This is a genomic window from Bacillus sp. D386 (assembly GCF_006346415.1).
The window spans coordinates 218233-231593 of sequence record NZ_VEMV01000004.1; the positions used below are offsets into that span (position 1 = coordinate 218233).

The window sequence follows — 13361 nt, forward strand, 5'->3', positions numbered from 1 at the left end:
TAGTATGAACCATCCATACAATAAAAATTAGGGTAAGCATCAGCTGAAATAAGGAGCGAACACATTTACGGTGAAGGGAATTTTCACAAATACGTTTAGAATTTACCTGTTTGTGTTATTAAAGGAATATAGGCTAGTGTAAAAGCACTGGCACGTGGATAACCATATCACTTCTCCCTATTTGAAGGCCCAAATGTTTGGGCCTGCTTTTTTTTGCTCCATCATAATCTGCCCTCTTCTGGGTAATCTAAAAACAGACCTGATCAGGTCATAAAAGTTTGAAAGGAGCATGCCGAATGCAGAAGTTTTATAAAGCGATTATGGGGGTTGCGTTGGCATCTGTGTTAATGGTGGGGTGTAATAATAACGATGACAATAACCCGCCTCCAGAAGGTAACAACAACCATGAGCAAAATAACGGTACGAACGATAATAATGGGATAGATACGAACGAAAGTACAAAAGATAATAATGGTACAAATGGTAACAACGGAACGAATGGTAACAATGGTATCAATCGTAACAATGATAATAATGGTATGAATGATATCAATGATAATGGTTCCGATCTAGATAGTGGCAATTTAGATACAGATGTAAGAGAAGATGGGGATAGAATCAGGAACGATGCAGATCGAGGCGCAGACGATATCCTTGATAACAACAATAACAATGGTAAAGATAAAAATAAGTAACAAGTTTAAGCTGGCGAGGTAATCTCGCCAGCTGTTATTTATTACCCAGGCCTTCTTTAAAGGCGTTTTTTAAATCCTCACCATTATATCCTTCATCTACTAGTGTATCCAATAGGAATTCAACGGCTTCTCTTCTGCGATTGCGAATCTTTGCCCGAAACAGGATGCTGGCGAATTGATCCATCTTGCGGACATCAGCGATAGTTGCATCGAAGTAGGCAGGGATATTATCCTTCTTTGTGATGATACAGCTAACGGTAAGCTTGTCAGTATCAGCAGTGATTTCCTTGAAAAGATTGAAATGTTCATAATCAACGACTGCCTCAATAAGCCAAGTGTTAGCCTCATTTTCTTTATTAATAATTAATCCGTCGAGGATATGTAATTCGGTTGGATGCTGATTGTCTGGAAGTAACTGCAAGGAAACTAACTTAAAGGTTTTCATCAACTTACCTCCAATTTTAAATTATTATATGTTCATTATAGCATGGTAAAAAAAAGAAAAAATATTTATATTGTTTGTCGAAGAGTTTGTTAAATAATTCACAGATTATAAATATTGATTACAAACACCATATTTATATATTCAAAAAGGAAATTTGAGTGAAAATCTCCCTCTAAAGTCCCAAATCGCCTCTTTTACTTTTAACCATAACTCTTTTATGATACCTCTGTAAGCTATATAAAAGAGAGGTGAAGGTAGTATGTTAAATCAGGTTGCGCTTGTTGGAAGGTTGACGAAGGATCCTGATCTGCGTTATACACCGGAGGGAAAAGCTGTATCAAACATTACTTTGGCCGTTACGAGAAATTTTAAGAATGCTGATGGCGAGTATGGGACGGACTTTGTAAACTGTACACTTTGGAATCGGGCAGCTGAAAATACCGCATCCTATTGTCAAAAAGGTTCTGTAGTCAGTATCGTTGGAAGAATTCATACACGTAATTATGAAAATCCAGAAGGAAAGCGTACGTATGTAACAGAAGTTATAGTGGAAAGTGTTAACTTTTTAGATCGAAAACGGGTGAATAACCTTCATGAAGGCAGTCTGGAAACGAACGCAGTGCCTATTTTATGAACGAGCGGGAAGTAGTCGCTGATTTAATCCGAATCGTTGGCAGTGTAAATAGCCGTGTATCCAAAAGTGAGTCAGATTTGAGAAAAATCGAACAGACTCTGCAAATCCTCATAAAAGAATTGTCTAACATGAAGGAGCTTCAATATCAATTATGTGAACAAACGTATCAACTCCACGAACATTAATCCCTCACAAACATAATCTGCATACAAAATGCCTCCAATACACTTATAAAAGTTATACCCCCTCTTGATAGCCGCCAATGCGCGGCTTTTTTTCAGTTTTGGGATAATTATTTTGCTAAAAGGTAAATTTCTATTAGAAATAGAATTGAAATTATTGGTAAGATAACGGTAGATACATATTTTCTTATTACAGCCAGGAGGGATTTAAGGTGAAAGCAAAGGATTTCATGATCAAGGATGTAATTAGTTTAAATGAAGAGGCAAGTATTAAAACATTGCTGGAAGTTTTAATGAAACATAAAATCGGAGGACTTCCTCTGGTCGATCCAAACAATAAACTGTTGGGGATCGTAACAGATGGGGATGTCCTGAGATATATGAACCCAAAAGCCTTCATTTCCTCTTATGTCACTTATATAGAAGAGTTGGATGAAACCTTAAAATCAAAAAGTGAATCTCCGGTTAAAGCTATTATGAAGAAAAAAGTAGTCTTTGTTCGAGAAGAGGATGAGCTTGAAGATGTACTCAAGCTGCTGGCAACACACCACTTCAAAAAGATACCTGTAGTCAATGGAAATCGTGAGGTTGTGGGTGTAATTAGCCGTGGGGATATGATTCGTAAATTAGGCGAGTTACTACTTGAAAAATTGTAAGAGAAAGGAGGCTCATTCCTGAGTCTCCTTTTTATTTCTATTGGCGTACAATTGTTACGTAAAAACGTCCCCAGCAGCTTTGCCATAAGAAGTCGATATTTAAAATGGTGTTGATAGAGTTGCGATGCTTCTCAATCATCCTTTGGGCAAACATGTTAGCATCCCGTTCAACCCATTGTGATTGATAGCCATTTCTGCCTGTGTTGACATAAGGCGTATTATACTGCCTCTTCATATAGACACGCTGGTAGGCATGGCGAATTTCATGAAAGAGATCCTGTAGTAAAAACAGCTGCATAAGCCCGCGCTCGTATTTTTTGTTTTTTACCTTATGGTTAAAGGGAAATAATGCAATCTTACCAAGCTTATGGTATCCGCCCAATGTGCCATTTAAAGAATCCTCATAACACCAATCATCAATAAATTCCTTTCCATAATCGGTTCGGTCTGCAATGACTTGATCTGGATGATCGTATATGGAAATGGTCATTCCTAAGTATTTATAATCGTCATAAAGTAATTTGAGTATTTGTTTAAGCTGGAAATCGGGTAGGATATTTGAATGATTACGTAAAACTGTTTTCGCTAATCTGGAGGGGCGATTTAAGGTACTTTCAAGAGAGATGTTTTCTTCTACGATCATTAATGTAAGCAACTCCTGTTAATTAATCTGGCTGTTTTAATTGGGCATATAACATGATATGCCAGGACTGTGACTATACATTCGCAACAAATTACTACATAAATGGATATAGAAAATGTGGAAAAAGAAGGAATAATGTAGAAAAGTATACAACGAAGCACAAATTTCGTCAAATAAGTGGTTTGACATTATTTAAAAGAGGGTAAGTAAATAAATTGCTTAAAAAAGGAAAGAGGAGAGACCCTCTTTCCTTACTTATACAAATTGCTATCTTGATTGATATATAGAGTCGTTTCATAGTACATATCATCTCTATATTGATTGGATAATTCGTCCTCTATAGTTTTATAGGTGAGATATGGAGCGGTTTTTGCCTGTACGTGTTTAATCTTTACTTGAGTGGAAATCTCCTGCTTGTCGCCATTCTTCCCGATCGTTAAAAATTTTACGTGTACGGTAGGTGATCCCTTTTTTAGATGCATTGAAGGGATTGCCTTGTCACCATCTGTATTTGTCGCCTCCACCTGTTCAATGGTCAACCTTTCCTCAGGCTGTGAATCCAGGTAAGCAAGTAAATATTCTTGTTTCCATTTTTCCTCATCGAGTGAATAATCATATTCAGAGATATTCGTATATAAGTGAAACGCAATGAAGCCAACTGCGGCCAAGGAAATCACTCTTATACCAACCGCAACACTGGATAAAGATCTCCGATCACGTATGACATGATAGAAAATAGCTATTCCAATGATTGTCCAACAGATCACCGCAATATACGTGAGCGGTGCATCAGCTAACTCTTGTGTCTTCTCAAAAGTTTGTACAACCTCTTTAAAACTCAGTTTCCTCACCTCTGTTTCCATTTCCTTTTACTAATAACTGTAAATTATTTTATTTGTTTAATCAATTTTTATTATTCCGACTCTAATAGATACAAAAAAGCCATCCCCTATTTTTTAAGAAGGGGGTGGCCAAAAAGTTATCTTTCAAGCACCAGCAAATCCTTTAATTCATCTGAGGATAGCTCGGTAATCCAATTGTCACTTTGGACGATTTCATCGTTAAGCGATTGTTTTTTCTCCAGCATAACGTCAATTTTCTCCTCAAGTGTACCGGAGGAAACCATCTTATGGACATGTACAAAGCGCGTTTGCCCAATACGGTAGGCACGGTCGGTCGCCTGATTTTCAACAGCTGGATTCCACCAGCGGTCATAGTGAATGACATGGTTGGCAGCCGTCAGGTTAAGCCCTGTACCGCCCGCTTTCAGGGAAAGTAGAAGAATCGGATACTTGCCATCCTGAAAATCGGCCACCATGGTATCCCGTTGTTTTTTATTGGCGCTGCCGTTCAGGAATGGAACGACATGACCATAGCGGCGCTCAGCGATTTGCTTAATCATATTACCCATTTCAATGTATTGTGTAAAAATAAGCACACTTTCATCCTGTTCATAAATGATATCGAGCAATTCAATTAGCTTTTCCATTTTCCCGGATCGATGAAGAATATGCTTTGGTGCCTCTTCCTTTAGATAAAGGGCAGGATGATTACAGATTTGCTTCAGCTTGGTTAGCATCTGCAAAATAAGCCCTTTCCGTTCGAAACCGCTTAGTTTTTCAACTTGATCAAGCGTATCTTTAACAAGCTGTTCGTATAAAGCGGCTTGCTCGGTTGTTAGGCTGATAAACTCCTTTTGCTCCAATTTATCCGGCAGATTGAGAGCAACCTCTTCATCCTTTTTCGTCCTTCTTAAAAGGAAAGGCTGAATTAGCCTTTGCAGGGTGGCAATTTTATTCTTATCACCATTGCGTTCAATCGGTCCGGCAAAGTTTTTATCAAATTGCGTTAGTGAGCCAAGATAGCCCTTATTAATAAAATCAAAAATGGACCAAAGCTCACTCAGTCTATTTTCCATTGGAGTACCGGTTAAGGCGATATGATGAATGCCTTCAAGCTTACGGGCAGAACGGGATTGCTTCGTATGGGAATTCTTGATATTCTGCGCTTCGTCGAGCACAACAGCATTCCATTGCATGGATAAAAAGTCTTCCTCATCCTGATGAAGCAACCCAAAGGTTGTCAGAATCACATCGGCATTGCCAAACCCATCCCTAAACTGTTCACCCTTCATACGACTTGGACCATAGTGAAGATGGACGTTCATGGATGGAGCGAACTTTTCAAACTCCTTCTGCCAGTTTCCGAGCACAGAAGTCGGACAGACAATCAAGGATGGAGATTTTGCTGGACCATTCTTCGCCTCCACCGCTAACAGATAGCTGATGAGCTGAATCGTTTTCCCTAGACCCATATCATCGGCCAGACAGGCACCGAATCCATATTCACGTAAGAACATCAGCCAGCTCATTCCCTGTTGCTGATACGGCCGCAATTCGCCCTGGAAGGCATCGGGTACCTGGACAGTCGGGATATCCTGAAGTGAGTTGATGCGAGTCATAAAGCGTCTCAGGTCACTATTCAGCTCAAATTGAATTCGTGCGTAATCCCCTTCATTCTCATCCTCAAGCTCCTCATCCTGTGCGAACTCCTGCTGAAGTAGATCATTGATACGCAATCCTCGCTCATCTGCTTCCTTCTTCAATTCCTGCATGCGCCTCATTAAGGCAGGATCCAGTTTCACCCAGCGTCCTCTAATATAGACAAGCTTCCGTTTTTCCTCAACAAGCTTGTTAAATTCCTCCTCGGAAACCTCAGCGCCATTGACGGAGAAACGCCAATTATAATCGAGCAAGGCATTCATACCCACAAATGATTTTCGGCGACTTGGTGAATTTTTCACTTTAGCCTTCATGGCGATTTTCGCATCCTTAATTGCCTGCCACCATGATGGCAATAGAATTTCTACGCCAAGCATATGCAGGACCTCGGATGCATCCGTCAAGAAATCCCAGGCCTGATCCTCAGTGACAATATCATCAATCCAAGGGAAAATATCCTTCCAGCGAGCGATTTCCTTCTCAGCCATCTCTATATGCTTTTTCCAGGCAAAAGGAATCCTATGACGATCATCCCAAACGAAAAATTGCTCCTCATTTCGCTTGCCGCGCATAAACGGTTCTAGCTTCCATTGGTCAACCTCATCACCCGCTGCAAAATCAGGCTCGCTCAGGCGCATTCCCATAGAAAAAGGCAATTCATCTTCTTTGGCACCGGTCCAAATTTCCCAACGGTCTCCGTCAAAGAAGCGGCTGAGTACCTTGGTGGAGATATTTTTTTCAGCAAACAAATCAAGCAAATCACCTACGCGATGATTGCCGGGACGGTCTTTAATCGCTTCATTTAACCATTCCTCCGCAAAACGCCGAACCGTAATGGTTTGGATTCCGTCATGCTCGTGTCTGGCCATTTCCTGTTCCCAAAAGGAGTCCTGAAAGTCTTCGAGAATTTCCTGTGGGAGCGGGAAGGTAATGCCGTCTTGATTCCGATCGTTAAAATCAGGCATAACCGTTCCGTTTTCAACGGTTTCATATAAGGATTGGGCCAAAGCTAAACTAATGGATGCCCAATTGGACCAGGACCAATTAATAAAGCTATTGAAAGGCTCTTCTGCCAGCACCTTCATCCATTTATGGGCGCTCATGAGGACACCGCTTTTACCATCCAGTGTTTGGATATCCAATTTGGTCCCAAAGAAACTATCCGCGTCCCAAAGAAAGAAGCTTGTTGCCCACAATTCGGCAGGAACGGGCTCACCCTCGTCCGTTCCATAAATAAAGACACGTCCGCCTTCAAGTAATTCAATTTGAATATGAAGAGTTTCAATCAGCTGCATCAATTAACTTTCCTTTCTTAAGTTCTTCCTGAAAAGCGCGTAATCGCTTATTATCATCGCTGATATATTCAATATAAGATTCCCAAACGTTTACGCGCTTAAGTTTTTTATAAATAGTTCTCAGCTTTTTTAAATAACGGACCGCTTCCCGGTAGGATGAACGATTTTTAGCCGCAATCAAATTAACTACCTGCAGATGCAGAATAGGAAGGAGGACTTCAGGCTGTTCCTTTTGAATTTCCTTCGTTTGATTGGACCATTCATAAAGGACATCAACACGCTCAGCAACCTGGAGCTCGACCCATTTTTTATACTCCTTCTTCTCATACAAATAGTGTGAATATGGAATAAGGGAGTAAGGAATGGTTTCCCTTAGAATACGTTCGAGTAAGTCGAACCGTTTGGCGGCAGAGCAAAAAGGACGAATAATTTGCAGGGCATTATATAAAAATCGAGTTCTCTTATACTCCTGAGTCTGATAATCATGTAAATAAGCTTTAATATTTTTTGAGAAGAATTCAACAAAGGGAACCATTCGTGCATGTTCCTTTGCATTATGCAGTTCCTCTAACACAAAGGTAAGGAAGAAGCAGGATATCGGACCAAGCTTATTTAAACATTCTAACGCCTGCTCATCCTTGCCATCGACCATATATATGTGAATCATCATCCAAAAGACCAACTCAATTTGCAAGGAGTCGGCGAGAGTCGGAAGCTGGTTTGACAAACGATCTATTTCAGCCCCGCGCTCTTCTTTAGTTGTAATGATATTTGTCCAAATTGTGCGATAGATATCCCAGCGATAATAACCGCTTCCCATTTCACCAGTTGGCAAATTCTTTGTTTCATCAATCCAGGAATGGATAAACTCCTCTGAATCAAATGGACGGATAGAGGATTCAAACCGATGAACCTCATCCTTAAAGGCAAGGAACAATTCGTGAATCATGGATTCCAGCAGTTCCTCCTGAAAGTGATCCTTCGTACTGCTCTGCAGATCAAATAAATGTACCAAGCCCATATAATAGGCAATGCTGCGGTATAAAGGCACCCATTGCTGATTGGAGGGCTCGCTGCGCTGGATCGCACGCTGAAAATTAGAAGCAGAGCGGTTTATCCCGGCCATAAAGTAAGGAGGGATGGCTAACTCTTCCCGTGCGGAACGGATGAAAAATTCCTTCCAGGCACTGTATGTATGCTCCGGTTTAGAAGGCTTGCTTTTTTCTTTATATACGGGGCCATTTTTTAGTGATTCCTTTAAACGGAACATGGGGTCCTCTTTATTCTTCCAATGATCCACCCATTCCGTAACGCTGGCTTCCTTACTGTAGGCAGCAAAGAATACAGCCAGCTGATGCCGGCATAAATCAATCGCTGGACAGGAACAAGAGCTATTGCTTGGAAAACTTAAATCCAAAGTGACGTTCACCTTTGTCACGTCCTGTACGACACCTTGAATAAGATCAGATTCGATTGATAGCTTTACCACTGTCCCTTGACGATAAAGAACAAGACCCTTCGAAACTAAATTAACATCATTAGTTGATTTAGGAGAGAGAATATCCGAAATTCGCTCCCCGTAGAATTTAAGTGCATCGTGCATATATCATTCTCCTTACGAGACAGTTTAACCAAGTTTAATCTTAATTGTAACAAAACTGATCAAAAAAACGTATGAAAAGGGGGAGGAAAGTAGAAGACTAAAGATAAAAACTAAAAAGAAGAGAATGCGATGAATGTAAATCGAGGTGCAGATAAACGAAAGAAATATAGATGGTTAGGGATTTCCGGCTTCGTAATTGTGATTGTCATGGTTGTCGGATATCCTATTTATCAGGCCCTTCAAGCAATAAAGGATCCACTGCGGGAACGCCAATCTCCCTATAGAGAAGAACAGCTTGATTTAACTAAAAAAGAGCCATTTTCATTATTGCTGCTTGGTATAGATACAAACGGCAGACCGGATACAACAATGGTCATAACGGTCAATCCGGAACACAATAACATTAAAATGCTTGGTATTCCACAGGATACAAGAGTAAAAATTGCTAGAAGCAAGAATTGGGATAAAATCAGCGATGCCTATCAAGAAGGCGGAGCGGAACTGTCGATGGAGACAGTTGAACAGTTTTTCGGAATCCCGATTGATTATTATGTGAGCATCAATACGGATGGGGTGGAGGAGCTGGTGGACGCCATCGGAGGTATTACCGTTGAAAACCAGTTAGACTTCTCTTATGATGGCCAACATTTTGCTAAAGGTAAAATCCAGTTAAATGGTGAAGAGGCATTGGCCTATATGCGCATGCGCCAGCTGGAGCCAAATGGTGAAGAAGGGCGGCAACAACGCCGGTACGAGGTCATTGGAGAGGTAATTCGAACAGGTGCCAATATCCGAAGCTTAACTCACTATGATCAAATCGCTACTACCTTAATGAATAATGTGAAAACAAATATCACAATTTCAGAGATGATAAAAATAAAAAATAACTATCAGGAGGCAGTTCAGCATATTGATCATATCAGTATGGAAGGCACAGCCGAAAAAATAAATGGAATCTATTATGAGGTAATTCGCGCGGAAGAGGTCAAAAGAATTAAAGGGATTTTACAAAAACATATGGAATATTTTAGGGATTAAAGGTAGAATAAAGAATATAAAATATTCGTCTAGGAATATTCCTGGAGTTATAAAAATATGCGTCAGAGCGAGCATTTTTGAATAAACATGTAAGAATATTGGTGTTTTACTCATATGTGGTCAGGCCACCTTCATAGGCACTCCTGTTATACTAGGAACAAATAACCAATGAAGGAGGCTGGGCATAGTGGAGTTAAACGTAAAAGTACAACCAAAGTTTATTGACGGTGAGTGTTCAATTGAATTTTCGTTCTCTTTTGATTGGGAAAACATGAAAATTGGTGAAGCGGTTATTCTGACATGTGAAGAGGAAATGGACGCTCAACTTATTGAAGAAAAGCCGATGCTAAACCCTAAGAAACGTGAAACAAAATACCCGAAAATTGCCTTTGTCACGGACCTAGCAGTCATAGACGGACATAAAACAGCCGCTATTAATGAAATCAAAAAATTTCTAAACGTCATTGGAATCCAAAATATTCGTTACCAAGATAATCGACTAGCCAGTATGGCATAAATCAATATAAAGTTAGACCAAATTTTGCTCTTGGGAGGCGGGATTTGGTCTTTTTACTATGTAGATAATGCAATGGATTCCCTTATGAATAGTCCTTATACACGAGTAGGAATGAACCGTATTTTGCAGGAAAATTATCCTCTAGCGTGGAATTAAAGTCATGCAGAGGAGGTGGGATGTCATTTGAAGAGTATGAAAGAAATAAAAGCGAGAAAAAGATTTGTTAGAGACATGACTTTTTTAACTATTTTAACGGTCATATTGTTTATATCGAGTATTGGGACCTATTCTTCCTTCGTGCCTCTGAACTATGTCTATATAGCAGGTTGGATTAAGTTAGTTACGGTAAGTCTTTTGACAGGTTATTTTATTTATTTAAATGAAGTAGCGTTTAAAAGAGCGAATCCTATAGGTTGGTTTATGGTTATCCTCGGAATGGTATATGCAGCAATGGGAGTAATAGCCATGTTTTAATATCTTTCATACTGATAGGCAAGCATACATGGTACATACAAAACGAATTAATCAATCGATTGAATAAGAGAAAATCTCCATTCTGCAAGTCTTTGGCATTTACCTTGCGGATGAATTCAGCTAGGATAGGAATATGAATAATGCTAGGAAAAAGATCATATACCGTTTAATCCTTTTATTGTTGGTTGTGGGAGTAGTATTTTATTCATCCTCGCAGCCTTATACCGAACAAAATATCCAACCATTGCTGAGTGAGAACTTGAAGCTTCCCGATTCGATAGTGGCTTTGCTTTCAAAAATAAGCTTCACCTATGCTGGTGTAGAGATTAGTGTGGAAGCGTTAGGGTTGCCGGGTTTTATTGAGTTTTTTATCCGTAAGGGTGCCCATTTTAGCGTTTACTTTGTAATGGCTTTTATCTTGGCCAGTATCGTCAGAGTATGGGTACAGCGAGCGGTGAAGGTAACGGCAATCACGCTGGGAATTGTCTTTCTATATGCCTGCTCAGATGAATGGCATCAGTCATTCACAGGTGACCGCACGCCACTCTTCCACGATGTAATGATTGATACAGTGGGTGGATTGACAGGGATTGTCTTATATTTTGTATGGAGAAAATATCGAAAGCCACATTAATCGGAGAGCCTCGTTTTTATCAAAAAAAACAGGCTCTCTTTTTATTTATAGATACGTAAAATTATAAATCCAAGAATCAGTTTGGAGTAGATATCGCGTAGGTAACGTAGCTATCAGACTGCCGCAGATGGTGTTGTCAGTCGTTAGTATTACGCTACAACATTTGGAAAAGTAAATATCTACGCTGCCTCATCAATGGGCGCTAAGATTGTTACGGTAGAATAGAAAAAGCTGATCATTCTATAATTGATCAGCTTTTTTTAATTCTGAAAGATGGACTTCTAATGATCTCTTTTTTTCCTTTACAAGATTCATAAACCTCGTATCTTCATTTAATTCAAAGATTGAAATAGCCTTGTCCACATAAAATATAGATTGTGAATAATCACCAAGTTTTTCGTAATTGTAGCTAACTTGATAATGTAATTCGGCTAAAGGAAAGAGATTGTCTTTTTCTATACAGTATTGGATGCCCTTTTTACAATATGTAATGGATTCATCATATTGTTTGATTCTTGTATATACTCTTGCGATATTATAATACAGCCGTGGAAGGATGGAATGATCGCTAATAAAAAATAATTGGGATAAGTGTGCTTTAGCTTCTAAAAAAATTTTTAAGGCAATTTCATTCTGATTATCAGTAACATAGACTGCTCCCATGGACATTAACACTTCTATTTCTCTTTCATTCCAAACTTTATCTAATACATGCGTTAAGTCAATTGCATTTTGCAGCAGGTCTATTGATTTTTCCACATTATTATTTACCGCATGCTCGTAAATACCTTTATGCCATAGAATCAGTTGTTTGTTACGACCGTTTTGAGTAAAAAGCGGATTATTCTCTTCTAATTTTACAATTCGGTTCATTTCATCATAGAGAAGATGGCGACGAGTTAGGCGCAGCTGTCTGCTTACTTCGTTAACATAGTCTACTCTGGGAGTAGAGCCAATTTCGAAGAAGTAATTGACATCCACTCCCAGTTTCTTTGAAATAAGATATAAAGTATTAGCATAAGGATATACGTCACCTTTTTCAATTTTACTTATCTGTGCTTGTGTACAAACCCCCTGTGCCAACTCATCCTGGGAAAGTTTAAGAGATTTTCTTAGTTCTCTAATTCGTTGACCAATTGCGGAGAAGTCCATTTATGGTATCCCCTTTCCAAGAGTATTCCTATAGTTATATTTAAAGGCAAATAGTTGTGTATTTGCTTGTTATACAGAATAAATTGAATCAAAAGTCCCTGAATTCATCAATCTAAAGAAAGTAAATATATGGTTAAATATATTTATAATCATAAATTAATTATACTTTTAAGCTAAATAATGAAAAGGGGAATTCGGATGAAAAAGAAAATTATGTTAATCGGTGCTTGCGTGTTAGGCATGAGTGTTTTTTCAATTTCTACATCTAAAACAGACCTTGCTGAACTGCCAACACAGTACAATGTGAAACCAGCACAAGTAGCGGAGCTGCCAACACAGTACAGTGTGAAACCAGCACGAGTAGCAGAGCTGCCAACACAGTACAGTGTGAAACCAGCGCGAGTGGCAGAATTACCAACGCAGTACAGTGTGAAACCAGCACGAGTAGCAGAGCTGCCAACACAGTACAGTGTGAAACCAGCGCGAGTGGCAGAATTGCCAACACAGTACAGTGTGAAACCAGCACGAGTAGCAGAATTGCCAACACAGTACAGTGTGAAACCGACGCGAGTAGCAGAATTGCCAACACAGTACAATGTAAAACTGAGTAACGGAGTGAATACAATTGGCTAACCATATTGATGAATTTTTATATGTGAGACAGAAGGAAAAAGATGATAAGACGTCGGATGAGTTGCCAACAGTATATTAAGAAACTGTTTACATCAGAATAATTTTTCTGTACTGAGGAAATGATTTTCTCAGTACTTTTATATGGAAAAACGAATCATAAAAATGGGCTTTCTTCTACAATATTATCGAATGTTCGTTTTCTGTGCTTGATTCAAACTTCCTATTTGTAAAAGTATACTGAGAAGTTTTAACAATATAA

The 13361-nt window shown here is 39.2% G+C and carries 15 protein-coding genes; 9 read left to right on the forward strand and 6 right to left on the reverse strand.

Features of this window, described 5'->3' with window-relative positions:
* Positions 1-296: 296 nt before the first annotated feature.
* Positions 297-695 carry a hypothetical protein gene (locus FHY45_RS13125; RefSeq protein ID WP_066105720.1) on the forward strand — a complete coding sequence of 133 codons (399 nt, stop codon included), beginning with the start codon at positions 297-299 and terminating at the stop codon, positions 693-695.
* Positions 696-729: 34 nt separating this feature from the next.
* Here the strand turns inward: FHY45_RS13125 and FHY45_RS13130 are convergent, their stop codons facing one another.
* A complete protein-coding gene (locus FHY45_RS13130) occupies positions 730-1140 on the reverse strand; it encodes a YwpF family protein (RefSeq protein ID WP_139892094.1) in 411 nt (136 codons plus the stop codon).
* Between the two features lie 259 nt (positions 1141-1399).
* Here FHY45_RS13130 and FHY45_RS13135 point away from each other — a divergent pair, with 259 nt between their 5' ends.
* The 3 genes from FHY45_RS13135 (at position 1400) to FHY45_RS13145 (ending at position 2612) form a co-directional block, all read left to right on the forward strand.
* Positions 1400-1774, forward strand: a complete 375-nt coding sequence (locus FHY45_RS13135) for a single-stranded DNA-binding protein (RefSeq protein ID WP_066105726.1) — start codon at positions 1400-1402, stop codon at positions 1772-1774.
* Complete coding sequence (locus tag FHY45_RS13140) at positions 1771-1959, forward strand: hypothetical protein (protein WP_066105730.1); 189 nt, start codon at positions 1771-1773, stop codon at positions 1957-1959. Before FHY45_RS13135 ends, FHY45_RS13140 begins: the two co-directional genes overlap by 4 nt.
* Positions 1960-2168: 209 nt before the next feature.
* On the forward strand, positions 2169-2612 hold the full coding sequence (locus FHY45_RS13145) for a CBS domain-containing protein (RefSeq protein ID WP_139892095.1): 444 nt from the start codon (positions 2169-2171) through the stop codon (positions 2610-2612).
* Positions 2613-2649: 37 nt separating this feature from the next.
* On the opposite strand, the gene FHY45_RS13150 is transcribed toward FHY45_RS13145, so the two are convergent.
* The 4 genes from FHY45_RS13150 to FHY45_RS13165 all read right to left on the reverse strand — a co-directional run bounded on the left by FHY45_RS13150 (position 2650) and on the right by FHY45_RS13165 (position 8654).
* Positions 2650-3255 (reverse strand): DUF3920 family protein, encoded by a 606-nt coding sequence (locus FHY45_RS13150; protein ID WP_139892096.1) that lies wholly within the window; start codon positions 3253-3255, stop codon positions 2650-2652.
* Between the two features lie 251 nt (positions 3256-3506).
* Entirely contained in the window at positions 3507-4106 is a 600-nt protein-coding gene (locus FHY45_RS13155; RefSeq protein ID WP_139892097.1) for a hypothetical protein, read from the reverse strand.
* A 128-nt stretch (positions 4107-4234) separates the two neighbouring features.
* Positions 4235-7051: a DEAD/DEAH box helicase gene (locus FHY45_RS13160; protein ID WP_139892098.1), complete on the reverse strand. Its 2817-nt coding sequence runs from the start codon at positions 7049-7051 to the stop codon at positions 4235-4237.
* Entirely contained in the window at positions 7038-8654 is a 1617-nt protein-coding gene (locus tag FHY45_RS13165) for an SWIM zinc finger family protein (RefSeq protein ID WP_139892099.1), read from the reverse strand. The genes FHY45_RS13160 and FHY45_RS13165 overlap by 14 nt, the downstream gene beginning before the upstream one ends.
* 129 nt (positions 8655-8783) lie before the next feature.
* On the opposite strand from FHY45_RS13165, the gene FHY45_RS13170 reads away from it, so the two are divergent.
* The 4 genes from FHY45_RS13170 to FHY45_RS13185 all read left to right on the forward strand — a co-directional run bounded on the left by FHY45_RS13170 (position 8784) and on the right by FHY45_RS13185 (position 11317).
* Positions 8784-9692 carry an LCP family glycopolymer transferase gene (locus FHY45_RS13170; protein ID WP_139892100.1) on the forward strand — a complete coding sequence of 303 codons (909 nt, stop codon included), beginning with the start codon at positions 8784-8786 and terminating at the stop codon, positions 9690-9692.
* Between the two features lie 187 nt (positions 9693-9879).
* Positions 9880-10209: a hypothetical protein gene (locus FHY45_RS13175; RefSeq protein ID WP_066105755.1), complete on the forward strand. Its 330-nt coding sequence runs from the start codon at positions 9880-9882 to the stop codon at positions 10207-10209.
* Between the two features lie 183 nt (positions 10210-10392).
* The gene (locus FHY45_RS13180; RefSeq protein WP_139892101.1) at positions 10393-10683 is read left to right on the forward strand and encodes a hypothetical protein; all 291 of its coding nucleotides are present in this window, start codon (positions 10393-10395) and stop codon (positions 10681-10683) included.
* Positions 10684-10816: 133 nt separating this feature from the next.
* Entirely contained in the window at positions 10817-11317 is a 501-nt protein-coding gene (locus tag FHY45_RS13185; protein ID WP_139892102.1) for a VanZ family protein, read from the forward strand.
* 240 nt (positions 11318-11557) lie between these two features.
* Here FHY45_RS13185 and FHY45_RS13190 read toward each other — a convergent pair whose 3' ends face one another.
* Positions 11558-12469 carry a helix-turn-helix domain-containing protein gene (locus FHY45_RS13190; protein ID WP_139892103.1) on the reverse strand — a complete coding sequence of 304 codons (912 nt, stop codon included), beginning with the start codon at positions 12467-12469 and terminating at the stop codon, positions 11558-11560.
* Between the two features lie 198 nt (positions 12470-12667).
* On the opposite strand from FHY45_RS13190, the gene FHY45_RS13195 reads away from it, so the two are divergent.
* The gene (locus FHY45_RS13195; protein WP_139892104.1) at positions 12668-13102 is read left to right on the forward strand and encodes a ribosomal eL19 family protein; all 435 of its coding nucleotides are present in this window, start codon (positions 12668-12670) and stop codon (positions 13100-13102) included.
* The last annotated feature ends 259 nt before the right edge of the window (positions 13103-13361 follow it).